Origin of the sequence: Frankia sp. Hr75.2 (assembly GCF_949319125.1) — a bacterium.
GTDB lineage: Bacteria > Actinomycetota > Actinomycetes > Frankiales > Frankiaceae > Parafrankia > Parafrankia soli.
This window is the reverse complement of record NZ_CASGGV010000305.1, coordinates 1-23551: the sequence shown is the minus strand read 5'-3', so window position 1 is coordinate 23551 and position 23551 is coordinate 1. Positions and strand designations below refer to the sequence as shown.

Genomic DNA, 23551 nt, shown 5'->3' with positions numbered 1-23551 from the left:
CATCCGGCATAGCTCGGCCCGTGTGACGGCGCGGTCGACGCGGGCGGTGAGACCCCACGGACACCACGAGAGACACGCGGCGCGGCGACCGATGACCGGTCGGCGGATATCTTTCGGCGAGTAGTGATGTTTTGACGCATGCCGGATGAGTTACCCGTTCCGGGGGGTCGTCCTGGCTCGATTCCTCCGGCTTGCCGGCAACGGGCGTAGAGATGCGAGATGATGACCAACGCGAAGCCCTGCCGTCGCGCGCTCGAACGTCCCCGCCCTCCAGCCCGGAATGGAACGAAGCCCTGACCCCGCCCGCACGAACCGAGCATGTGACCATCGAAACCGGTGAGGACGCCGTGAACCAGCGATACCCGGGACCGAGACGGCCGGCCGAGGAGACCGACCCCGGCCGCGCGCGGCCCGTAGCAGACCTGTCGACACACCCCGGACAGCTTGCCCGCCGTCTGCAGCAGGTCACATATCAACTGTGGACCGCCACTGTGTCCACCGAGACAACCCCGCCACAGTTCGTGGTTCTCAACAGCCTGCTCGCCGACCCCGACATCGACCAGCGCACGCTGGGCGAACGGGCGTCGCTGGACCGCTCCACCGTCGCCGACGTGGTCGCGCGACTGGTGCAGCGGGGGCTGATCCGCCGCGTGCGCGATCCCCGTGACGGCCGCCGCAACGTACTGCGGCTCACGCAGCGCGGCGAATCGACGCACAGCCACGTCGCTGGGCGGGTGGAGCGGATGAACGACCTCCTGCTCTCCCCGCTCTCGGCGGACGAACGCACCGCCCTGCTCTCCATGCTGACGCGGATCGTCGAGTCCGTGCCGGCGATCTCGGCGGCCGAGGGGAACGCCGCCGTCTGACGGCAGGATCGGCCTCACCACCGACAAGATCCGATCAGCACCGGATCCAGCTACTAAAAGTAGTGAGGCCAACACCCATCACCTAGGTTGAGAGGGGTCCACCCCTCCGATCAGGCCCAGGCGATGGGAATGATGTCCCGCAGACGCTCCGCACGCGGCCCGCGCCGCGGCCCGCCTCGCCCGGCGGGCCGTTCCGGGCCGGCGGGAGCCGCGGAACGCCACGAGTCACCGCCGGCGGCGGGTCACAACGACCCGCCGCCGGCGCGGCACGACCCGCCGCAGGCGCGGCTCCTGGTGGCGGCGGTCTGCGTTCTGGCGATGGCGGCGCTGGGCCTCGGGCTCTTCTCCGATGTCCTGACCCGGCACGTCCTGACCCTCGGCGCTGGCCGGGCCGGTGGCCCGCCGCCCGCGGGCAGCGCCGGGGGACCACCCGCGCGGGGCGCCACGGCGGAAGAGGCGGAACAGCCCCCCTGGGGCGCTGCGGCCGGTCAGCGGCCGGGGCCGGTGTGGCCACCGCGGGCCGGCAGCCCGTCCGATGCCGGGGACACGACCGAGCTCACCCTGACCTTCAGCGGCGACCTGGTCCTCGGCCCGTCCAGCGCCCGCGCGGCGCTGGCACCGCTCGGCAGCCTGTTGTCCTCCGCCGACCTCGCGATCTGCCGCGGGCCGGCTCCCACCGCCCACCCGGAGGTCATCGCCGAGGCCCTGCGGCGGGTGGGCTTCGGCGCGTGCGCCACCGCGTCCGGCCGGGCGGCCCGGCTGGGCGGTGCCGGGGTGCGCGGCCTGCTGGACGCCCTCGATGGCGCGGCGATCGACCACAGCGGCACGGCCCGCGAGCCGCTGGACGCCGCCACCCTGTCGCTGCTGCCCGTGCGCGGCGCGCAGATCTCGCTGCTGTCCTACACCGAGGACGCCGGCACCGACCCCGCTCCCGGCTCACCCGGAGCGGACCCGCCCGGCTGGACGGTCAACGAGCTGGACCCGGCGCGGATCCTGCGGGACGCCGCCCGCGCCCGCCAGGCCGGCGCCGACCTCGTCGTGGTCGCGCTGTCCTGGGCCCCCGACCAGGCCGAATCCGCGCGGAGCGCGCCGACGGAAACGGCGCCGACGCAGCGGCAGCGGATGACCGCGCGCGAGCTGCTCCACTCCCCACTCGTTGACCTGGTCGTGGGCACCGGCACCGGCACGGTGCGGCCGGTCGAACGCGTCGACGGCAAGTACGTCGCCTACGGGACGGGCTCGATCACCGTCCCGGCAGCGGGCGGCCCCAGCGGCGGTGCCGGTGGCGTCCCCGGCGGCGGCCCTGGCAGGGAAGCAGGCGCCGAACCGGGCGTGGACGCCGCCGGGCGGGACCGGGAGCGGGACGGCGCGCTCCTGCACGCCCGGGTACGGCGCACGGCGCTCGGCTGGGTGGTCGTCGGTCTCACCTACAGCCCGACCTGGACGGGGCCGGACGGCGTCGTCCGCCCGGTAGCGGACGCCCTCGACGACCCGGGCACGTCCGAGGCGGCACGGGCCGAACTGACGGTGTCCTGGCTGCGCACCGTGGCCGCGCTGACCTCGCTGGGACAGGTCGACGGGGTCCGTCCGGAACGGGTGCCGCGCCAGCCCGGGGCCGGTGCCTGACGCCCGGTGCCGATCGACTTCCTCCGCATCCGGCCCGACATCGGAGTGAGCAGTTACTTTGGCCTCCAAGCTGTCGAATCTGGACCGCAGTACCGCTACCGTCTGATCTCATCGTCCACCCGACCCACGACGGCGCCGGTTCCACAGGCACCCGAAGCCGGGCACCCACAACCGATCACCTACACCCGATGGTCCGAACCGGTCCGGACCGGCCGGTCCCCTCCTGGGAGGCAGTACCCGTGACCTCGCCCGACACCGCGGCGCTCATATTCAGAATCATCGTCGGCCTCACGCTGGTCGCCCACGGCTACAACCACGTCTTCGGGCCCGGCGGGATCCAGGGCACCGCGGGCTGGTTCTCGAGCATGGGCCTGCGGCCCGGCATCGTGCATGCCTGGACGTCCGGCCTGGTGGAGATCGCGGCCGGCTTCGGGCTCGCCTTCGGCTTCCTGAACTCGTTCAGCGCCGGTGCGATCATGGGGACGATGGTGGTCGCCGGGATCACCGCGCACCGCAAGAACGGCTTCTTCATCTTCAAGCCGGGCCAGGGCTACGAGTACGTGCTCATGATCGCGGTCCTGTGCCTGGGAATCGCCATCCTCGGCCCGGGCAAGGCCTCGCTCGACCACGCGATCGGGATCGACGACGACCTCAACGGCTGGGTGGGCGCGATCATCGCCCTCGTGCTGGGAGTCGGCGGCTCGGCTGGCCTCCTTGTGACCTCGTGGCGCCCGAACAAGCCGGCATCCACGACGCCGGCGTCCTGACCCGCGACCGCCTGACCCGCGACCGCCTGACCTGCGCCCACCCGAGCCGCGGCCGCCGAGCGGGCCGCGCCACGGACCGGACGACGGATCGCACCACCCGGGTCATCGCGGGCACGGCGGGGTAGGCCCACCCCCGTGTACCTGTTCGCCGACCGGCGCGAGGCCGGCGCGCTGCTGGCGGACCGGCTCGCCGGCTCCGCCGCGGGCGTACTCGTCCTGGGCCTGCCCCGGGGCGGCGTGCCGGTCGCCGCCGAGGTCGCGAGCCGGCTCGGCGCCGAACTGGACGCGCTGACCGTGCGCAAGCTCGGCGCGCCCGGCCAGCCCGAGTACGCCATCGGGGCGATCGCGAGCGGCGGGATCCGCATCGTGAACGAGCCCGCGGTGCTCCGGCTCGGGCTGGCCCCCGACGTCGTCGACGCCATCGCGGACAGCGAGGGGCACGAGCTCGCGCGCCGCGAGCACGCGTACCGCGGTGACCGGCCGCCACCCGCGGTCGCCGGCCGCGAGGTGATCGTCGTCGACGACGGCCTCGCGACCGGCGCGACCATGGTCGCGGCCGTGCGGGCGATGCGCTCGGCCGGCGCGGCGCGGGTGACCGCCGCCGTACCGGTCGCCTCGGGTCAGGGGGCGCAGACCCTGCGGCCAGAGGTCGACGCCCTCGTCTGCCTGGCCGTCCCCGACGGCTTCATGGCCGTCGGCCCGTACTACCGCGACTTCGGCGCCACCACGGACGACGAGGTCCGCGGGCTCCTCTCCCCCGCGTGACGCCTCCGGATCGCGGCGGTGGTCGCGGTACTAACCCGCGACGCCCGCGGCGCGGCGGCGGCCGGCCCGCGTCCGCCGCGGGTCCGGGCTGCCCGCGTCGGGGAACCGGCGCAGGTACTCGCGCTCCAGTTCCAGCATCCGCTGGGTGTGGGTCTCGAATGCGTCCTCGCTCCCGGCCAGGAACGTGTCGTGCCTGGTCAGGTGCAGATGCCGTACTTCACGGACGAGGTCGGAGTCGGAGAGTTCGGGCGCGGGAATTCCCTCGGGGCGGTGGGTCATGAAGGACCACTACCCCGTACGGACGCCTCTCCCACTCCCCCGATGCGCTTCGCGCTCACGCCGGGGCACCACCGGGCAACAGGTCCGGCCCCGGCACCGGTGGGACGGGATCGGGCAGCGGGCTGGGCGGGACGGGATCCGGGTCGGGGCCGGGCGGCACCGGATCGGGCCCCGGGCCCGGCGGCACCGGGTCCGGGCCCGGGCCGGGCGGCACCGGATCGGGAACCGGGCTGGGCGGGACGGGGTCGGGCCCCGGGCCGGGCGGCGTCACCGCGCGCCAGATCAACCCCGGACCCGCTGCCACGACACCACCCCCGGCACCACCCGTGGCGGCTCCGGCGGCGCCACCTTGGGCTCCGCCCGCGGCTACGCCCCCGCCGTCATCCGGTCCGACGTCCACCCTGTTGATCAACCCCATGCTCCTGGTCCACATGGTCGGAACCTCCTCGTCTCCGCATGGCCCAGACCCGCTCGCCGCGCGCCGGCGTCTGGTGATCTCTCTCGTCGCCTACCCGCGTCACCGCGGGGCACACCCCCGCGCTGCCGGTCCGTGATCGCGCGGCCACCCGTCGGCCACCGGTCAGCCACCCGTCGGCCACCGCGGCTTCCCCCCGGCCCGACCGGTCGCGCCATGACGTCGGACGGCCACGCCCAGCGGTCACGGACATCCCTGGTGGGACGCGCCCGGCGGCCCGTGGGCGACCGTCGCTACGATTCCCGGGATGCTTCGGCCATCTCCGGACAACTCACCTTGATCAACAGGTCGGACGCCCGACCGGCGGTGAGGGATCACCTCTGTCCGGTTACGTAGGCCTGCGACGTCGACGGGGAGGGTGCCGGTGGTGGAGCCGATCCTCGCGATCGACTACGGCACCTACAGCGCGTCCGCGGCGCTGGTCGTCGACGGCAAGGTGGCCACGGTCCGGGAACCCGCGAGCGGCGCCGCCGGCTGGCCGGCCTCCGTGTTCGCCGACGGCGAGCTGCTGGTGGTCGGCACCCTCGCCGAGCGCCGCAAGCGGATCTGGCCCGCGGCCTACCGCGGCGGGGTCAAACGTGACCTGACCAGGAACGCCGCCGTCACCCTGGACGGCCGCGCCCACCAGCCGGCCGCGCTGGTCACCGCGGTGCTGGCGGCGCTGCGCGCCGAGGCCGAGGTCCAGCTCGCCGGGGAGGCGCTGCGCCGGGCGGTCGTGACCGTGCCGGCCAGCTACGACCCGGCCGGGCCGCTGCGGCGGACGATGATCCGGGCCGCCGAGGAGGCCGGCTTCGTCGACGTCGACCTGCTCGCCGAACCAGTCGCCGCAGCCTGGGCGCCGATGGGCCCCGCCGGCCCGCAGCCCGGCAACCTCGTCCTCGTCTACGACCTCGGCGGCGGGACGTTCGAGGCGGCCCTGGTGGTGGTCGGCGAGGACGGCCGCCACGAGCTGCTCGGGCACGCCAGCCTGCACGACTGCGGCGGGCGTGACTTCGACCAGCTGCTTTTCGACGAGATCCTCGGCCACTACGGGCCGGGCCTCGAGCCGCTGCTCAACCCGACCGGCGTCGGCGAGGTGTTCCAGACCGCCGCCAGCCGGACCCGCCACGAGCTGCTCGACTTCGCCCGCGCGGTGAAGCACCAGCTCACGGATGTCGCCTTCGTCGAGGACGTCTTCAGCCCCGCCGGCCTGCTCGTCAGCCTGGAACGGGACCGGTTCGACAAGCTCGCCTCCCCGACCCTGGCGCGGACGATGGCCTGCTGCCAGCACCTGCTGGAGAGCACCGGCATCAGCCCGGGGCAGCTCGACGGCGTGCTGCCGGTCGGCGGCTCGTCGCGGATGCCGGTGGTCACCGAGATCCTCGCCGGCCGGCTCGGCGTCGGCACCGACTGGCCGCACCAGCACGTGTTCACCGCCCCGGAGCCGGACCAGGCCGTCGTGCTCGGCGCGGCCTCCTGGGCGGCGACGGTCTCGACCCGGCGCACCGTCGCCGCACGGCCCGACCCGGTGGTGCGCCCGGCCCGCTGGGACATTCCCGGCGGGCGGGCCACGATGGTCCGCTGGCTGGTCGAACCCGGGGCCCGCTTCGACGCCGGGGCGGTGCTCGCCCGCGTCCGGCTGACCGACGGCGCGCTGTTCGACCTGGCCGCCGAGGGTCCGGGCAGCCTCGTGGAGACCCACGCCGAGCCGGGTTCGGCCGTGCGCGACGTCGACTGGCTGGCCACGACGCTGCCGTCCGGCCCCGCGCCGGCCGGCTCGGCCCGGCCCGCCGACCTGCGCGGATTCGAGCGCAGCAACCGACCGTCCCGCAACGTCGAGGTGACGACGCGGGTGACGCTGACCGGGCACGAACGCGACGTCACCTCCGCCGCGTTCTCCCCCGACGGCCGGCTGCTCGCCACCACCAGCAAGGACGGCACCCGGCTGTGGGACACGACCACCGGCCGCACCGTCGGACGGCTGAGCGGGCGCAAGATCTCCGCAGTGCACGGCTGTGCGTTCTCCCCGGACGGCGACCTGCTCGCGACCACCGGCAGCGACAAGACCGCGCGGATCTGGGAGATCGCGACCGAGCGGCTGGCCCTCACCCTGGCCGGCCACAAAGGCCCCGTCTACGGCTGCGCGTTCTCCCCGGACGGCCGCCTGCTCGCGACGGTCAGCACGGACCGCACGGTCAAGCTGTGGGGGGTCTCGACCGGAACCAACATCGCCACGCTGACCGGGCACCGCGGCTCGGTGTACGGGTGCGCGTTCTCCCCGGACGGCCGGCTCCTCGTCACCGCGGGCGCCGAGTCGACCCTGCTCTGGGACGTCACGATCGGCGAGACGATCACGAGCCTGGCCGGGCACACCAACTTCGCGAACGGCTGCTCGTTCTCCCCCGACGGCCTGCTGCTGGCCACGACCAGCAACGACGGCACCCGTCTCACCGACACCCCGACCGGGACGACCACACTCACCCTGCCCGGCTCGGCGCAGAGCTGCGCGTTCTCCCCGGACGGCGTCCTGCTGGCGACGGCGAGCACCGACGACACCGCCCGACTGTGGGACGTCGCCACCGGGACGGCGGTGGCGACGCTGACCGGTCACAGCAGCACCGTCATGGCCTGCGCGTTCGCGCCCTACGGCCTGCTGCTGGCCACCACCAGCACGGACAAGACCGCCCGGCTGTGGGACATCACCTACACGCCGGACTCGGCGCGCTGACCGGGCTGCGCACCCGGATCTCACGCATCCGATGACCTGGGGTTTTACTCCCGATCATCCGGCTATAGCCTCCCCTCGGCAGTTTTGGTCCGAGGTTGTGGAGGAACAGGCGTGTTCGGGTGGCGGAAGGTCGTCAGTAGTGGTCGCGGTGTCGTCGAGCCCCCGACGCGGCTGATCACTCCGGGGCTGCGGGGCTTCAAGCAGTTCCTGATGCGGGGCAACATCGTCGACCTGGCCATCGCGGTGGTCGTCGGCACGGCGTTCACGGCCGTCGTCCAGTCGCTGGTGAAGAACATCCTCACGCCGTTGATCGCCGCGATCGGCGGCGAGCCGGACTTCTCCAGCCTGACGTTCACCATCAACGACAGCAAGTTCAGGTACGGGACGTTCATCAACGATGTGATCGCGTTCATCGTTGTCGCGGCGGTGATCTACTTCGTGATCGTCCTGCCGCTCGCCAAGGCGAACGAGATGCGCCAGCGTGGCGAGGAACCGGAGCCGCAGGAGGAGCCGGCGATCAGCGACGAGGCGAAGCTGCTCACCGAGATCCGCGACCTGCTCGCGGCGAACAACAACCCCGCCGCCGCGCCGCTGGCCGGCCAGCCGCCGCAGTACGGCTGACGGACAGCGGTCGGACGGCCGACCTGCCGGGCCGGGCTCGCCGTGGGCCCAGCCCGGCGGCCTCGGACCCGGGGCTCCAGTCGCCGGTCACTCGAACCCCGGGCGCCACGCGCCGGACGGGCGCCTCAGCCGAGGCGCCGGTCAGGCGTCGAAGCCGGGCTGGTCGCTCGGGCACTCCAGGTCGAGATCCGCGGCGACGGCGCTCGGGACGATGCCACAGCCGACCTCGTAGCTGCCGATCTGGATCAGCTCCCACCCCGAGTCGCCACGGTGCAGGACGCCCTCGGCCCGGTCGACCTCGTCCGTGACGGGCACGAGCTCGACCCAGGCCCAGCTCTGGTCGCTGCGGGCGAGGACGGTGCCCGTGACCCGGTAGCTCTCCGGCGGGACGGCGGACGTGAGGGCGCTGCTCCGGACCGCGTTCACGATCACCGACGACTCCTGCGCCGAGGGCACCACGGTGCCGGGCCCGCCGACGCTCGCCGTGACCACGCCGACCCGCTGCGCGGGCACCGGCGGCGCGACCGAGGTGGACCCCGACACCGCGAACGCCGTGCCGACCGTGACGGCGCCGGCGGCCACGACCGTGGCGGCGGTGACAGCGGGACGCACGGCACGCCGGTGGCCACCGGGGCGGGTGGACCGGCGCGGCGAGGCAGGACTGCGGTGGCGGGCCATGGGGTGCACGTACCCAGTCTGCGCAGATGAACCCACCAAATCGAGCGAGTTACCGGTCAGGCTGCCGACAGACCACATCCCACCCACTGCACGCATATGATCACGTTGCGGTGCAAGGGATGCCAGTACCACCAGATGCGACATGCCACCTGGTGGACCGGGGTGAGGACACCATCCGGCCCACCCTCGGCCCGGCTCAGCAACACGGCTCAGCGGCCCGGCCCGGCTCAGCGGTGCCGGCCGCGGGCGGCGTCCGCGGGCCGGATGCGGTACGCGGCCACGGCGGCGGCGAGCAGCCACAGCGGCGCCAGCAGGCCCGCCGAGTAGGGCAGCCCGACCAGCAGGGTGGCGCCGATCGATATGCCGGACAGCGCCACGCTCACGGCCCCGAACCAGCGCGGCAGCACCCGCGGCCCGGAGAACGCCAGCACCGCGGCGGCAGCGGCGGCGAGCACGACACCCCACCAGGCGGCGTACTGCATCTGGCTGACCAGCACGCTGAACACCTCGACGTCGGCCGGCGTGTAGAAGTTGTCGTCGATGCCGCCGGGCACCCCACCGGCGAGCACGTGCTTGAGGCCGAAGGCGAAGATCAGGCAGGCGGCCGCCGCGCCGAAGGCCGTCCGCATCACCGGCACGGCGAGGCTGTCCGGCGCCCGGCGGCCCAGCGCCCGGGTGAAACCGGCGGCGAACACGATCAGCGCCGCGACGGCCACGAACCCCAGCGAGGCCCCGGCCCTGATGACGGACCCGTGCTCACCCGCCTCGCGGTAGATTGCGTCCGTCCCGGCCTGCGTGATCCCCTCGTCCGGGTCCCAGCCGAGGACGAACGAGCCGAGCGCCCCGAGGACGGCCGCCGCCGCGCCCGCCAGCGGCCAGCGCCCATCGGAGCGACGCGGGCGGCCGTGCAGATCGAAGGTGTCCGGGGAGTCGTAACGGTCCCGGTCGGCACGGTCCCGGTCGGCACGGTCCCGGTCGACATCGGACGGGTTCCAGGTGTGCATTCGTGGGTCTCCTGCTCCTCGGTCGGTCCGCACCGCCCGTGGCCGCGGCACATTCGCCAGGAATGCCGCGAGACGGGGCAGATGGTCGCGGTCACGATCCGGGAGCGGAGCGTCGCGCGGCGAGCCTGGCACCCTGCGGGAACGGGTGAGGCCACCACCACCCGCACCGGCTGGGTGCCCGCCTACCGCGCGGCGCAGCCGTCGGGTGAAATGGTCAGTTCCCCGGGCCATCGGGGCGGCAGGGGCGGGGCGTCCGGATCACGGGGCGCGGGGTGTGAAGGAGCGCGGTTGCCGTGTCGGAATCGCCGGGGTCGCCGGAGCCGTCCAGGTCGTCAGAACCGCCCCGGTCGTCGGAGTTGCCGGAGTTGCCGGGCACGGGTTCGGAGGAGCCCGCCGTCCGGTTACGGTCGGTGTACCGCACCTTCGATGCCGAGACCGCCCCGGTGCACGCGCTGCGGGGCGCCAGCCTGACCGTGGCCCGCGGTGAGTTCGTCGCGGTGATGGGGCCGTCCGGCAGCGGCAAGTCGACTCTGCTGAACGTCGTCGCCGGGCTCGAGCGGGTCGACGACGGGTCGGTCACCGTCGCCGGCATCGCGCTGACCGCGCTGTCCGAGGCCGACCTCGCCCGGCTGCGCCGCCACCACGTCGGGATGGTGTTCCAGTTCTTCCACCTGCTCGAGGCGATGTCCGTGGCGGACAACGTCGTGCTGGCGGCCCGGCTGTCGGGGGCGGGCCGGCGGGCCGCCGTCCGGCGTGGGCATGACCTGCTCGACCTGCTCGGGCTGCTCGAGCGGGCTGACTCGATGCCGGGCACGCTCTCCGGAGGCCAGCGCCAGCGCCTGGCGATCGCCCGCGCGCTCGCGAACGAGCCGACCGTGCTGCTCGCCGACGAGCCGACCGGAGCGCTCGACTCCGCCGGCGCCGCCGAGGTCCTCGATCTGTTCACCCGGCTACACGAGCGCGGGCAGACCATCCTGATGGTCACCCACGACCCGCAGGTCGCGGCCGGCGCACAGCGGATCGTCACCATGCGCGACGGTCGCGTCTCCACCAGCGCGAGCGGCGGTGCCGGTGCCGGCACAGGTGCGGCCGGCGTCGCCGGTGCGGGCGGCGCCACGGTTGCGGGCGGCGGCGCCGGCCGTGGGCGGGCCGAGGTGTCGGCGTGACCCACCCGCGGCGCCAGCTCCTCACCGCGGCGGCCCTGGCCGGGGCCGCGGTGACCGCCGCGTGCGCCGCCCCACGGCTGCTCGGCGCCGGAACGCCGCCATGGTCCGCCCCGCTGGCCGTGGACGCCGTCCTGCTCACCGCCGGGGTGGCCGCCGGCTGGGCGCCCCACGCGCGGCGCCGTTCCGAACGCGTTCTGACCATCGCCGCCGACCTCGCCTGCCTCGCCGCGATCGCGGCGGTGGGCCTCGCGGGCGCGCTGGCCACCCTCGGGCACCGCCCGCCGGACGGCGGCGAGAGCTTCACCGGCCCGGTCCTGATCGCGGCGGCCCTCGCCGCCGTCCTGGCCGCCGGGGCGCGGGCCCGGACGGCGGCGCTCGTCCGGCACGCCGTGCGGGGCGCCCGGTACGCGCCCGACGACGTCCTGCGGACCTTCGGCGAGGACGCGAGCCGCGGGACCAGCCTGGACGAGGCGCTGGCCGGGCTGGGTGACGCCCTGCGGCGCAGCCTCTCCCTGCAGCGGGTGGAGATCTGGACCGGCGCGGCCGGGCGCCTCACCGCCGCCGTCGTGACGCCGGAGAGCCCACCCCCGGCCACTCCGGACGCCGGTGGGCAGGATGCCGGTAGGCCCACTGCGGGCGGTTCCGGTACTGCGGGCGGTCCCGGTGCCACCGCCGACGGGCCCGCCGAGGTCGGCTCGACGATCGCCCTCACCGCCGGTGATCTCATCGTGCTCGCGCGGACCAGGGTGGCGGGGCCCGGGTGGCTGTCGCTGTGGGTCCCCCAGCTCGCCCGCCGGTACCTGGACACCCAGGTACGGGTCGTCCCCGCCCGCGCCGGCGGCGCCCTGCTCGGGATGCTCGTCGCCCAGCGGCCACCGGAGGCCCCCCGGTTCTCCGAGGCCGAGGACCGGATGCTCGCCGAACTCGGGACACGGGTCGGCACCGTCCTGCACAACCGCCAGCTCGACGCCAACCTGCGCGACGCGCTCACCGACCTGCGGCACGCCAACGAAGAGCTGCGCGGCTCCAGGGCCCGCCTGGTCGCCACCGCGGACGCCGAGCGGCGCCGGATCGAGCGCGATCTCCACGACGGGGCGCAGCAGCAGCTGGTCTCGCTCGCCGTCGGCCTCCGGCTGGTCCGCGACCTCATCTCGGACGGTGACTCGGACGGCAGCGGCTCGCACGACGGCGGCTCGAACGACGGCGGCTCGAACGACGGCGACGGGTCCGGGCCCGGCGCGCCGGAACGCGACGAGGACCTGGCCGCCGCCGACGAGCTGCTCACCGCCATGGCCGAGCAGGTGACCGAGACGATCACCGAGGTCCGCAACCTCGCGCACGGCATCTACCCGCCGCTGCTGCGGTCCTCGGGCCTGACCGAGGCGCTGCGGGCCGCCGGGCAGCGTTCCACGGTGGGCGTGACGGTGCGGGCCGACGACATCGGCCGCTACCCCCCGGACGTCGAGGCCGCCGTCTACTTCTGCTGCCTGGAGGCGTTGCAGAACGCGGCCAAGCACGCCCCCGGCAGCTCGGTGGAGGTGACGCTCGGCGAGCGGGAGGGGTCGCTCACCTTCGCCGTGTGGGACGACGGCGCCGGCTTCGAACCGGAGAGCTCCGCACGTGGCCACGGCATGACGAACATGGCGGACCGCATCGGCGCGATCGGCGGCACGCTGCGCTGGGAGTCGTCCCCCGGCTCCGGGACGGGCGTCATCGGCGTCGTGCCCGTGGGTGGCGGCTGATGGCCGTCCTCGGCGCGATCGGGATGATCGCGCGCAGTGAGCTGCGGCGGCGGTGGGCGGCGCTGGTCGCCCTCGGCGTGCTCATCGGCATGGTCGTCGCCGTGGTCGCCGGGACGGCGGCGCTCGTCCGGCGCACCGCCACGGCGCACGACCGACTCGAGCGTGCCTCCTCGGTCGCGGACCTCCAGGTGAGCTACTTCAGCGACGACCCGGAGCTGGCCCGCAGGGTGGCCGCCATCCCGGGGGTCGCGCAGGCGTGGGCGGGCGTCGGGATGGTCGGGCGGCTGGAGGACCAGCCGTCGCTGGCCTACATCGGCATCATCGGCGGCCCGGCCGATCACCGCGGCCTGTACGAGCCCGTGGTGGTCCGTGGGCACGGGTATGACCCGGCCGCGCCGGACGAGGCCGTCCTCGACGAGCGGGCGGCCGCCCGGTGGGGGGTGGGCGTCGGCGACACGCTGCGGCTGCGGCTGCTGACGCCGTCGGACTTCCTCAGCTTCGACACCGGTTTCGGCACCCCGGGCGGGCCCGTCCTGAAACTGACGATCACCGGCCTGACCAGGATGGCCGGCGAGAACGCCCGGCAGATGCCGCTGGCTGTCAGCCCAGCGCTGGCAAGCCGGCTCGATCCCGTCTCCACCGCGGTCATGCTGCGACTCGAGCCCGGCCCGCGGACCGTCGCGGCCGTCAGCACGGCACTGCGGCGGCTGGGAGACGGCCTGGCGCGCGACCCGCTGGCCGGGGAGTTCCCCGCGCTGCAGGTGTCCCGGCCGGCGACCGACGGCGACGCCCGCATCGGCGCGACCCAGCGCGTCCTCGTCACCGGGCTGGTCGTCTTCGCCGCCGTCGTCGGCGTCGCCGGCCTCGCCGCCGCCGGGCAGGCGTTCTACCGCCACCACGCGGCGAGCGCGCACGCCCAGCGCATCGAGGCGGTGCTCGGCCTGACCGGGCTGGGCCGCGCCGGCGCGCGGACGCTGGCGGCGCTGCCCGCCGCCGGGCTGGCCGGGGTGACCGCCGCCGCGGGCCCCCTCATCGCGGGCCTGCTGGAACCGCTCGGGCCGCTCGCCTGGGTGGAGCCCCACCCGGGCTACGCGCCGCACGTCGCGCTGGTGTGCGGCGCCGGAGCGGCGGGCCTGCTCATCACCCTCCTGCTCGCCGGCGGCACCGCGGCCCGAACCGGACGTCGCCCGGCAGACCCGGGACCTCTCGTGCCCCGCCTGGGCATGGCCGCCCTGGCGGCCGGGGCCTTCGGGCCGGCGGCCCGGTTCGGCTCGTCGGCCGTGTCACCCCTGCCGGCCGCGTCGTCCCTGTCACCGGTCGGCTCGGCGGCGGCATCGGCGGCGACGGGCCAGGGTGGGGCCGGATCCCCGCTGGCCCGCGGCGCGGCCTGCATGCGCGGCCCGGTCTGGCTGTGGATCGGAACCGCGTTCGCGCTCGGGCGCCGCCGGGACCGCTCGCCGGCCACCCGCCGGCCCGCCGTCGCGGGCGCGGCCATCGGGGTGACCGGGCTGGTCGCCGCCGCGACGATCGCCGCCGGCATGAACCGCCTGGTCGACGAGCCGCAGCGGTACGGATGGAACGCGGATCTGGAGATCACCGACGCGCGCCCGGAGATCGTCAACCGGCTCGCGGCCGACCCCCGGGTCGCCGCCGTCAGCATGCTCGACGCCTCGACCGCGACCATCGAGGTCGACGCCGGGGGCCGGGCGTTGCGGGCGCCGGACCCCATCCAGGGCGACGGCCCGGGCGACGCCGGCCCCGGGGCGATCGGGCGGGGGGACACCAGCCCCGGCGAGGACGTCGCCGTCTACTCCCTCGCGCCGAAGGCGACCACGCGCGCCGGCCCGGTGACGTCCACCGGGGCGGTGGGATGGACGATCTTCGAGGGTGTGGTGCCGCGGGGCCCGAACGAGGTCGTCCTCGGCCCGCGGGCCGCCCAGCGGTTCGACCTCGGGGTGGGCAACACGGTGAGCGTGGCGGCGAACGACGGCGGGCACGCCGTGCTCACCGTCGTCGGCATCGGGATCGGCCCCGTCCCCGGCGGGGAGCGGCTCGGCGAGAGCATGCTCGTCGAGCCGGCCACGCTCGCCCGGGTCCAGCGGACGCAGCCGCTGCGCAGCGCGCTCGTCCGCGCCGTCGACCCGGTGAACCCGGTGAACCTCGCCGCCGCGCTGGGCACCGAGTACGAGCTGGACGTCGGCCGCCCGCCGACCGAGATCGCCAACCTGGGCGGCATCGGCCGGCTCCCGGCCCTGCTCCAGACCGTGCTCGCCGCGCTGGCCGTGGCCGCCGCGGGTCACGCCGCCGGAACCACCTGGCGGCGCCGCCACGGCGAGCTCGCGATCCTGCGCACCCTCGGCTTCACACCGTCCCAGACGGCCCGCATCCCGCTGACGACCTCGTGCGTGAGCGCGGCGCTGGCCGTCGCCGTCGGTATCCCGGCCGGCATGTTGATCGGACGTCTGGTCTGGTGGGAGATCGCGACCGCGACCGGGGTGTCCGCCGACCTGGCGATACCCGTGCGGGTGCTCGCCGTGCTCCCGCCGGCCGCGATCGCCGTCGGCCTGCTCGTCGCCGCCCTGCCCGCCTGGCGCGCGTGGCGGCTGCTGCCGGGGGCCGTCCTGCGCGGGGAGTGACCCCCCCCGCACGGGCCAGCCCCGGCTATCGGGGCGGATCGGACGGCGGCGTGCGCCGGCTCCAGATCTCGCGTAGGACGCTCGGCGCCAGGTCCTCCTTGCACAGGTAGTCCAGCCCGCTGGCCGCGACGGCCGCCGGCAGGTCCGTCCGCCCGTACGTCGAGCACAGGACGACGACCGTGTCGGGCGCGTCCTCGCGGATGCGCGCGCCGGCGACCACGCCGTCGATACCGGGCAGGTTGACGTCCATGAGCACCAGGTCAGGGCGCAGCTCGGCGGCGGCGGTAAGCGCGTCCTCGCCCGTCTCGGCCTCACCGGCGAGGACGAAACCGGCGGCACGGCGCAGGACCGCGCGCACGGCGAGCCGGAAGGGCCGCTGGTCGTCAACGACCAGCACGGAGACCGCCGGAGGGGAGCTCATGGACACAGTCTCGCCGTGCGGCTCACGGTGCCCAAGGGTGCGACCATGTCATCAGGTCGGTGTGGCTACCTTCCCCGTCGACCCGCTTGCGGGGCGATGCCCCGAGTGCAGGTAGAGCAGGACGGCCTTCACCCGCCGGTTCAGGTCGGGCTCGTCGGTCAGGCCGAGCTTCGCGAAGATCGAGTTGCTGTGCTTCTCCACCGCCCGTTCGGACAGGACGAGCGTCCCGGCGATCGCCGCGTTGCTCCAGCCCTGGGCCATGTGGCTCAGCACCTCCCGCTCGCGCGGGGTCAGCCGGTCCAGCTCGGTGTGCTGGCGGCGCGCGTTCGCCGCGACCAGCCCCTCCACCACCGCCGGGTCGATCACCGACTCCCCGGCCGCGACCGCGCGGATGGCCCGCAGCAGGTCGTCCACGCCGGCCACCCGCTCCTTGAGCAGGTACGCCCGCCCGGACGAGCCGCCCTCGAGCAACGCGAGGGCGTAGGTGGCCTCGGCGTGCTGACTGAGGACGACGACGCCGACCGCCGGGCGCTCCCGCCGCAGCCACCCGGCGACCTTGATGCCCTCGTCCGAACGGGACGGCGGCATCCTGATGTCGGTCACCACCACGTCCGGATCGTGGTCGCGCACCGCCTGTTCCAGGGACGGCCGATCGGTCGCCGTGCCGACGAGCTCCAGGCCGTCCGCACGCTCGATCAGCGTTGCCAGACCATGCCGGAGCAGGGCGTTGTCCTCAGCGAGGACTACACGAACGGCCATTGGTCCACTGTAGGCGCGGCTTGACACCCGTAGCGGGCCACACGGACACGATGACGTCGTCCCGACGACACCCGCCGGGACAGGCCCGGGGCAGGGGTTCGGGGTCGGGTCGATGACGCGGCCACCGCGGGCCACGGTTGATCATGATGTTCCAGAACTAGGCGGCGGTGGCCACGGCCGTGCCGGTATCGGTGCCGCCCCGCCCACCCTCCAGCCGGGTGGCTGACGGGACGAGGGCGGTCTGCCGCGCGAGCGGGGCTGCCATACCAGGCAACGGCGGCACCGGGGCGGCCCCGCCCTGGACGGTGGGGTCCGTCCCGCCCGACGCCGTGCCCTGCCCCGGCGGCGAGCCGGGGAACGCGCCCCCGCCCAGCCCGCCGCGCCCCGTCAGGCCGCCCGCTCCGCCCGGCGGCTGGCCCTGCCCCTGCCCCTGGCCCTGGCCCTGACTCGGAATCTGGCCCTGGGTCTGCCCCTGGCCCTGGCCGGTGGCCTCCTCGACGATCGCGGTCGCGGTCGCGGTGGCCGTCGACGGGGTGCCGTCGGCCGGATCGTCATCGGGCACGGTCGCGGTGACCCCGACGGTGTCACCGACGTCGACGTTGCCGATCCCACCCGTGCCGCCGTCCACGAGCGTTTCGTCCGTGACCGTGTAGGTCGCGGTGAAGCCGTCCGTACTGCGCACCGTGACGGCGGTGGGCTGCACTGTCGTGACCTCGCCGGACTGGGTCCGGACGGTCGTGTAGCCGCCGGAGCGGTCCGCGGTGACGTACTCCCCGTGCAGCGAACCGGTGCCGGTGCCGCCCGCCGTCACCGCCGATCCGGCCGGGTTCATGACCTGGAACGGCCCGCCGCGCAGGCCGCCGGGGCCGCCGCCGGCTCCGTCCGAGCCGAGGCTGCTGGCGTTGACCGCGGCCGCCGCGCCGACGGCGAGAGCGAGCGCGATGGCTCCGGCCACGGCCGTCCGGCCCAGGCTCCACCGGGGCAGCGCACCCGAGGCCACCCGCGGCGGCGGGCTCACGCCGGGCACCGGCGCGCCGGGAGAGGCAGCCGCCCGGGACGAGGCCTCGCCCGGGGCCGACCCCGGCCCGGGGGACGGCGGCGGCCCGCTCCAGGCCGGCGACCCGGTCCAGCCGGGCGTTTGGGAGGCCCCGCTTCCAACCGCGTGGCTCCCAGTCGCCTGCGGCGCCGGCTCACCACCTGCCTGCGGCGCCGGCCATGTGCTCGCCTGCGGCGGCCTGTTCGTCGACGGCGGCTGGGGATTCCCTCCCGCCGGTGACGGGGCCGCCCCGCTCGACGGCGAGGACTCGGGCGGGTCGTCGGGCCCGACGTGGCTCATGTCCGAACTCCTCGTCCCGGCGGGTCGGTCGCCGCCGTCGGGAGGAGATTTCGCCGATAACCTGTGTGCAGCCTGTGACGACGCTGAGCGCTGGTTATGTGCCCACCGCAGCGGGCCGGCCACCGCGTCGCCCGCGCGGGCGCACAGCCAACCCACAGGAGATGTTCAGGAAGCCCACAGGAATGCATCCCATGCTGACGGAATGCAGCCGTCGAGCCCCCGCATTCTGGTCGTCGACGACGAGAACACGCTGTCGGAGTTGCTGTCCATGGCCCTGCGTTACGAGGGCTGGGAAGTGCGCACCGCGCAGGACGGGCGCGGCGCGCTGCGCGTAGCCCGCGACTTCCGGCCGGACGCGGTGGTCCTCGACATCATGCTGCCCGACATGGACGGCCTCGAGGTGCTGCGCAAGCTGCGCGCGGACAGCCCCGAGGTACCGGTGCTGTTCCTCACCGCCCGCGACGCCGTCGAGGACCGGGTGGCCGGCCTCACCGCCGGCGGCGACGACTACGTCACCAAGCCGTTCAGCCTGGAGGAGCTCGTCGCGCGCCTGCGTGGGCTGCTGCGCCGGCTGCACCGCTCGACGATCTGGGACGGTGCCGTGCTGGTCGTCGGCGACCTCATCATGAACGAGGAGAGCCGCGAGGTCACCCGGGCCGGCCGCGAGATCCGCCTGACGGCGACCGAGTTCGAGCTGTTGCGCTTCTTCATGCGCAACCCGCGCCGGGTGCTGAGCAAGGCGCAGATCCTCGACCGGGTGTGGAACTACGACTTCGGCGGCCAGGCGAACGTCGTCGAGCTGTACGTCTCCTACCTGCGCAAGAAGATCGACGCCGGCCGACCCGCCATGATCCACACAATGCGCGGCGCGGGCTACGTACTCCGGCCGGCGACCTGACCGGGCCCGTGACGATGACCGGCCCCACGGGCACCGCCGGCCCCACGGGCACCACCGGCACCCACCGGCGGCGCGGCCCGGCCGGCTGGTCGCTGCGTACCAGGCTGCTCGCGCTGCTCCTCGCGCTGCTCGCCGTGATGTCCACGGTGATCGTCTTCGTGACGGCGGTCGCGTTGCGCGGGGTGCTCGTCCAGCAGCTCGACGACCGGTTGGAGGACGCGAGCCGCCGCTGGGGGCTGACCAGCCAGGCCGGACCGGTCATGCTGCCCGGCTATGGAAACGCCGGCCCGGGGGGTGCCGGAACTCCCAGCCTGGCCCAGCCGCCCACGCCGGACCTGACCGCCGACGAGCGGGTGGACTGGTTCCTGGGCTTCCGCGGTCAGCCGTCGGGGACCCTCGGCGCGGTCTTCAAGCTGCGGGATCCCGACACCACCACCCAGAGCTCGGCGCGCGAGGCGCTGCGGGGCGCGCCACCGCCGGGATCGGCGGCCCCGGACCTGACCTCCCTGATCGAGAGCGCCGCCGTCGCCGTCATCGACGACAACGGTGACGTGCAGCCGCTCACCGGCGTGGACGCCGCCGTCGTGGCCCAGATCCCGCTCGACGGCCAGGAACACACCCGCGCGATCGCAGACCAGGGCGACTACCGCCTCATCGCCCACTTCGACCCCAACGGGCAGACGGTGCTCGTCACCGGCGTGCCGATGAACGAGGTCAGCGCGACCCTGACCGAGGTCGGGATCGCCGGCGCGATCGTGGCGGCGCTGGGGGTGCTGGCCGCGGGCATCGCGGGCGCGGCGATCATCCGGGTCACGCTGCGGCCGCTGAACCGGGTCGCGGCGACCGCGAGCCGGGTGGCCGAGCTCCCGCTCGACCGGGGAGCCGTCGACCTCATGGCGGTGGCGCCGGACGTCGACACCGACCCCCGGACCGAGGTCGGGCAGGTCGGCGCGGCGCTGAACCGGATGCTCGGCCACATCGGCGCGGCCTTCTCCGCCCGGCACGCGAGCGAGACGCGGATGCGCCAGTTCCTCGCCGACGCCAGCCACGAGCTGCGCACACCGCTGGCGGCGATCAGCGGCTACGCCGAGCTCACCAGGCGCACCCGCGACACCGTCCCGCCGGACGTCGCCTACGCGATGGGCCGGGTCGAGTCCGAGAGCGCACGGATGACCGCGCTCGTCTCCGACCTGCTGCTGCTGGCCCGCCTCGACTCCGGACGCCCGCTCGTGCGGGAGACCGTCGACCTCTCCCGGCTCGTGGTGGACGCGGTCAGCGACGCCCACGTGGCCGCGCCCGAGCACCGCTTCGAGCTGGACCTGCCCAGCAGGCCCGTCGCCGTGGCGGGCGACCCGGCCCGGCTGCACCAGGTCCTCGCCAACCTGCTCGCCAACGCCCGCACGCACACCCCGCCGGGCAGCCGCGTGACGGCCCGACTGACCGTCGAGCCGGAACCCTCCGCTCCGGAACCCGCCGCGCCGGGGCCTTCCGGTCCCGCGGCGAACGGGCCGGGCGCGGACCGGCCGTCCGCGGTGCTCTCGGTGATCGACGACGGGCCGGGGATCCCGGACGCACTGCTCCCGAAGGTGTTCGAGCGCTTCGCGCGGGGAGACAGTTCGCGTTCCCGCGCGGCCGGCAGCACCGGGCTCGGGCTGTCCATCGTGGCGGCGGTGGTCGAGGCACACCATGGACGGGTCGCGGCCGCGAGCCGTCCCGGCCGCACCGCCTTCACCGTGGTCCTGCCCCTGGACACCCCCGACCCGGGCACCCCGGACCCGGGCGCCCTCGACCCACCGGGCACCGTCGACCCACCGGGCACCATCGACGGCTGCGCGCCCGACGCCGCCGATCCCGCCGTGACGGCCGCGGGGACCCGTCCTCACAGGTGATGCACCGGTGGGGCACTGTCCCACCCGGGGGTCGGGCAGTCGCCCTCGTTCGGTGAGCAGTTCCTCGGCCTGACGGCGCTGGGCTGATGTGGCGGGTTCAGGCCTGCCGGGTCTCCTGAGGGGACGTGCGCCATCGCTGCGGGGATGATCGCTCCTGCCTGGATGCATCAGCAGATCACGGCGGAGCAGTACGACTCCTGGTCCGAGGAGCAGTGCGCGGGCATCGAGATCGTGGACGGGATGGTCGTCGTAAGTCCCAGCGCGGCCAAGCGTCACAACCGGCCGATCAAGATCCTCGCGGTCGCCCTGGAGTCGGCGGCCGGGCCGGACTGGAACGTGGACTTCGACTTCGACGAAGTGATCGCCAGCGAGGCGGGCGCGGCCTAGCTGCCGGTACCCACAGGTGATGCACAGGTAGGGCACAAGGTCGGGAAAGGTCGACGTCCGACCCTGATCCTTATGCCGACCTCACCGACGCCGTCACCGCCGACCGACCAGTTCGACCACGCGGCCTACGCGAGGGCTGACCGTGCGGCCTACCCGAGGGCTGACCACGCGGCCTACGCGGGGGCTGACCACGCGACCGTTCCGGGCACGCACTGGCCCGCCGGTGCTCCCGGGCGGGCGGGCGGGGCGTCCGGGCGGCGACGGCTGGCCGGCGACGGACGGATCGGCCGGTTCGCGCGCGGACGTCCCGACGATCCGCGGTGGGTGCGGCCCGCGCTGCTCGGGCTGCTCGCGGCGACGGCCGTGCTCTACCTGTGGGGCCTGGGCGCCTCCGGCTGGGCGAACGCCTTCTACTCGGCGTCGGTCCAGGCCGGCTCGGTGAGCTGGAAGGCGATGTTCTACGCCTCCTCGGACGCCGGGAACTCCATCACCGTCGACAAGCCCCCGGCCTCGATCTGGGTGATGGCGCTCTCCGCGCGCGTCTTCGGGGTGAACGCCTGGAGCATCCTCGTCCCGCAGGCGCTGATGGGCGTCGCCACGGTCGGCCTGCTCTACGCCGCGGTGCGCCGGGCCTTCCCGGCCGGCGCGGCGCTGCTCGCCGGGGCCGTCCTCGCGATCACCCCGGTCGCGACGCTGATGTTCCGGTTCAACAACCCGGACGCCCTGCTCGTCCTGCTGCTGGTCGCCGCGGCGTACGCGACGCTGCGCGCCGTCGAGATCGCGAGCACCCGCTGGCTGGTCTGGGCCGGGGTGTTCGTCAGCTTCGGCTTCCTGACGAAAATGCTGCAGGCGCTGCTGATCGTCCCGGTGCTGGCCCTCGTCTACCTCGTCACCGCGCCGACGCGGTTCACCCGGCGGCTGTGGCAGGTCGGAGCGGGCGCGCTCGGACTGATCGTCCCGGCCGGGATCTTCATCGCGATCGTCGAGCTCGTCCCCGACTCGGCCCGCCCGTACATCGGCGGGTCGCAGCACAACAGCATCCTGGAGCTGACTCTCGGCTACAACGGCCTGGGCCGGCTGACCGGCAACGAGTCCGGCAGCGTCGGCGGCGGTGGCGGCGCCCGCACCATGTGGGGCACGACCGGCTGGGGCCGGATGTTCGGCTCCGAGGTCGGCGCGCAGGTCTCCTGGCTGTTGCCGACCGCGCTCGCCCTGCTGGTGGCGGGCCTGTGGATCACCCGGCGCGCACCCCGCGCCGATCCCGGACGGGCCGCGCTCGCGGTCTGGGGCGGCTGGCTGCTGGTCACCGGCATCGTGTTCAGCCAGATGCAGGGCATCTTCCACGCCTACTACACGGTCGCGCTCGCCCCCGCGGTCGGCGCCGTGGTCGGCATGGGAGCCGCGACCCTGTGGCGCCGCCGTGAGCACCCGATCGCCGCGGCCACCATGGCCGGGATCCTGGTGCTGACCGCGCTGTGGTCCTACGTCCTGCTCGACCGCACACCCGACTGGAACCCGTGGATGCGCTGGGTCGTGCTGATCGTCGGTTTCGCGGCGGCACTGCTGCTCATCGTGCTCTCGCGGCTGCCGCGGGCGGCCCGGCTGGTGGTCGTCGCGGCCGCGCTGGTCTCGGCGCTGCTCGGGCCGCTCGGCTACTCGATCGCGACCGCGGCCACCCCGCACACCGGTTCCATCCCGTCCGCGGGCCCGGCAGGCTCGGGCTTCGGCGGACCGGGCGGTGGCGGACCGGGCGGTGGCGGACGGCAGTTGTTCGGCGGACCGGGCGGCGGCAACGGCGGGGCCCAGCAGGGGACGACGCAGGTCCCCGGCGGCGGCACTGCTCCGGGAGGTACAGCTCCGGGCGGCACGGCCCCCGGAGGGACGGCCCCCGGAGGCACTACTCAGGGCGGCACTGCTCCCGGCGGCACGCAGGGCGGCCCCGGCGGTGGCATGGGCGGCCTGCTCAGCGCCGGTAACCCCAGCGAGGAGGTCCTCGCGCTGCTGGAGGCGGACGCCTCGTCCTACACCTGGGTGGCGGCGTCCGTCGGGTCGAACAACGCCGCCGGCTACCAGCTCGCCAGTGGCGATCCGGTGATGGCGATCGGTGGCTTCAACGGCAGCGACCCCTCCCCCACCCTCGAGCAGTTCAAGCAGTACGTGGCGGACGGCCGCATCCACTACTTCATCGGCGGCGGCGGCTTCGGCGGGCAGAACGGCGGAAGCCAGGCGTCCAGTGACATCGCGGCCTGGGTCGCGGCGAACTTCACCGCCACCACCGTCGACGGCACAACCCTCTACAACCTGACCACCCCAACCACCACCACAACCACCACCCCAAGCGGCACCACCACAGCCTGACCCCGACTCGACACAACCGTGGCGGGTGGGTGAGTCCATAGTCAAGCCCTTCTGACCCACTATGTGTGACCTGCGTATATCCGCCAATAGGTGATCGAACTCGGGTCTCGAGGGGTCCTGGCGGCCTGGAACACGAGGTTGACCTTGATGGTGCCGGTCAGGTGATCGAAC

At 74.6% G+C, this 23551-nt stretch carries 19 protein-coding genes and 1 pseudogene; 13 read left to right on the top strand and 7 right to left on the bottom strand.

Annotated features, from left to right (window positions below):
- The first annotated feature begins 320 nt into the window (after positions 1 to 320).
- The 4 genes from AC559T_RS25485 (at position 321) to AC559T_RS25470 (ending at position 4024) form a co-directional block, all read left to right on the top strand.
- On the top strand, positions 321 to 866 hold the full coding sequence (locus AC559T_RS25485) for a MarR family winged helix-turn-helix transcriptional regulator (RefSeq protein ID WP_018500376.1): 546 nt from the start codon (positions 321 to 323) through the stop codon (positions 864 to 866).
- A 129-nt stretch (positions 867 to 995) separates the two neighbouring features.
- Positions 996 to 2492, top strand: coding sequence for a CapA family protein (locus AC559T_RS25480; RefSeq protein WP_498870326.1), 1497 nt, complete (start codon positions 996 to 998; stop codon positions 2490 to 2492).
- Between the two features lie 239 nt (positions 2493 to 2731).
- The gene (locus AC559T_RS25475; RefSeq protein WP_020463893.1) at positions 2732 to 3259 is read left to right on the top strand and encodes a DoxX family protein; all 528 of its coding nucleotides are present in this window, start codon (positions 2732 to 2734) and stop codon (positions 3257 to 3259) included.
- Between the two features lie 135 nt (positions 3260 to 3394).
- Complete coding sequence (locus AC559T_RS25470; RefSeq protein WP_368954860.1) at positions 3395 to 4024, top strand: phosphoribosyltransferase; 630 nt, start codon at positions 3395 to 3397, stop codon at positions 4022 to 4024.
- Positions 4025 to 4054: 30 nt separating this feature from the next.
- Here AC559T_RS25470 and AC559T_RS25465 read toward each other — a convergent pair whose 3' ends face one another.
- Positions 4055 to 4303, bottom strand: a complete 249-nt coding sequence (locus AC559T_RS25465) for a DUF6158 family protein (RefSeq protein ID WP_071065954.1) — start codon at positions 4301 to 4303, stop codon at positions 4055 to 4057.
- A gap of 55 nt (positions 4304 to 4358) precedes the next feature.
- Entirely contained in the window at positions 4359 to 4607 is a 249-nt protein-coding gene (locus AC559T_RS25460) for a hypothetical protein (protein WP_207912529.1), read from the bottom strand.
- Positions 4608 to 5142: 535 nt separating this feature from the next.
- Here AC559T_RS25460 and AC559T_RS25455 point away from each other — a divergent pair.
- Both AC559T_RS25455 and mscL read left to right on the top strand, forming a co-directional pair.
- A complete protein-coding gene (locus AC559T_RS25455; RefSeq protein WP_112104773.1) occupies positions 5143 to 7485 on the top strand; it encodes an Hsp70 family protein in 2343 nt (780 codons plus the stop codon).
- A 111-nt stretch (positions 7486 to 7596) separates the two neighbouring features.
- Positions 7597 to 8106 carry a large conductance mechanosensitive channel protein MscL gene (mscL, locus tag AC559T_RS25450; protein WP_200835148.1) on the top strand — a complete coding sequence of 170 codons (510 nt, stop codon included), beginning with the start codon at positions 7597 to 7599 and terminating at the stop codon, positions 8104 to 8106.
- Positions 8107 to 8247: 141 nt separating this feature from the next.
- Here the strand turns inward: mscL and AC559T_RS25445 are convergent, their stop codons facing one another.
- Entirely contained in the window at positions 8248 to 8718 is a 471-nt protein-coding gene (locus AC559T_RS25445; protein ID WP_235013597.1) for a hypothetical protein, read from the bottom strand.
- A gap of 293 nt (positions 8719 to 9011) precedes the next feature.
- Positions 9012 to 9788 (bottom strand): hypothetical protein, encoded by a 777-nt coding sequence (locus tag AC559T_RS25440; RefSeq protein ID WP_498870325.1) that lies wholly within the window; start codon positions 9786 to 9788, stop codon positions 9012 to 9014.
- 410 nt (positions 9789 to 10198) lie between these two features.
- On the opposite strand from AC559T_RS25440, the gene AC559T_RS25435 reads away from it, so the two are divergent.
- From AC559T_RS25435 to AC559T_RS25425, 3 genes are read left to right on the top strand one after another with little or no spacing between them, the layout of a single operon-like run.
- Complete coding sequence (locus AC559T_RS25435; protein WP_498870324.1) at positions 10199 to 10954, top strand: ABC transporter ATP-binding protein; 756 nt, start codon at positions 10199 to 10201, stop codon at positions 10952 to 10954.
- Entirely contained in the window at positions 10951 to 12696 is a 1746-nt protein-coding gene (locus AC559T_RS25430; protein WP_498870323.1) for a sensor histidine kinase, read from the top strand. Before AC559T_RS25435 ends, AC559T_RS25430 begins: the two co-directional genes overlap by 4 nt.
- A complete protein-coding gene (locus tag AC559T_RS25425; RefSeq protein ID WP_498870322.1) occupies positions 12696 to 15332 on the top strand; it encodes an ABC transporter permease in 2637 nt (878 codons plus the stop codon). The genes AC559T_RS25430 and AC559T_RS25425 overlap by 1 nt, the downstream gene beginning before the upstream one ends.
- A gap of 25 nt (positions 15333 to 15357) precedes the next feature.
- Here the strand turns inward: AC559T_RS25425 and AC559T_RS25420 are convergent, their stop codons facing one another.
- From AC559T_RS25420 to AC559T_RS25410, 3 genes are all read right to left on the bottom strand, one after another.
- Complete coding sequence (locus tag AC559T_RS25420) at positions 15358 to 15753, bottom strand: response regulator transcription factor (protein ID WP_020463902.1); 396 nt, start codon at positions 15751 to 15753, stop codon at positions 15358 to 15360.
- A 51-nt stretch (positions 15754 to 15804) separates the two neighbouring features.
- A complete protein-coding gene (locus AC559T_RS25415; protein WP_018500389.1) occupies positions 15805 to 16512 on the bottom strand; it encodes a response regulator transcription factor in 708 nt (235 codons plus the stop codon).
- A 157-nt stretch (positions 16513 to 16669) separates the two neighbouring features.
- The gene (locus tag AC559T_RS25410; RefSeq protein ID WP_498870321.1) at positions 16670 to 17530 is read right to left on the bottom strand and encodes a hypothetical protein; all 861 of its coding nucleotides are present in this window, start codon (positions 17528 to 17530) and stop codon (positions 16670 to 16672) included.
- Between the two features lie 520 nt (positions 17531 to 18050).
- Between AC559T_RS25410 and AC559T_RS25405 the strand changes: the two genes are divergently transcribed.
- From AC559T_RS25405 to AC559T_RS25390, 4 genes and pseudogenes are all read left to right on the top strand, one after another.
- The gene (locus tag AC559T_RS25405; protein ID WP_071064827.1) at positions 18051 to 18746 is read left to right on the top strand and encodes a response regulator transcription factor; all 696 of its coding nucleotides are present in this window, start codon (positions 18051 to 18053) and stop codon (positions 18744 to 18746) included.
- Between the two features lie 14 nt (positions 18747 to 18760).
- Complete coding sequence (locus tag AC559T_RS25400) at positions 18761 to 20635, top strand: sensor histidine kinase (RefSeq protein WP_498870335.1); 1875 nt, start codon at positions 18761 to 18763, stop codon at positions 20633 to 20635.
- Between the two features lie 144 nt (positions 20636 to 20779).
- Positions 20780 to 20989 (top strand): annotated as a pseudogene (locus AC559T_RS25395) (Uma2 family endonuclease); the annotation flags it as partial.
- Between the two features lie 105 nt (positions 20990 to 21094).
- Entirely contained in the window at positions 21095 to 23380 is a 2286-nt protein-coding gene (locus AC559T_RS25390) for a glycosyltransferase family 39 protein (protein WP_498870320.1), read from the top strand.
- The last annotated feature ends 171 nt before the right edge of the window (positions 23381 to 23551 follow it).